This window comes from Vibrio sp. HI00D65, from assembly GCF_001635455.1.
Taxonomy (GTDB): domain Bacteria; phylum Pseudomonadota; class Gammaproteobacteria; order Enterobacterales; family Vibrionaceae; genus Vibrio.
Window position 1 is genome coordinate 1 of sequence record NZ_LWEH01000094.1, and the last position, 263, is coordinate 263.

General features: G+C 44.9%; 1 pseudogene. It reads right to left on the reverse strand.

What is annotated here, in order from left to right:
* A pseudogene (locus tag A3712_RS09845) lies at nt 1–263 on the reverse strand (UDP-N-acetylglucosamine--undecaprenyl-phosphate N-acetylglucosaminephosphotransferase); the annotation flags it as partial.

Consider the following 263-nt stretch of genomic DNA (forward strand, 5'->3'; position numbering starts at 1 on the left):
CCACCAATCAATACCCAGATCACAATAAAGCCGATCATCATGCTGCCCGCATCGCCCATGAACACCTTACGAAGCTTGCCAAAGTAGCCCAAATTGAACAGAACAAAAGGGAATAACATGACCACTATGACCGCCATAGAAAAGGCATGAAACTCGAGTTCATAAGCAAAGAACACGACACCTAATGAGGTAAACACCACCATGCTTAAGCCGCCTAACAGGCCATCAATACCATCAACCATATTAAAGGCATTAATCGCAGC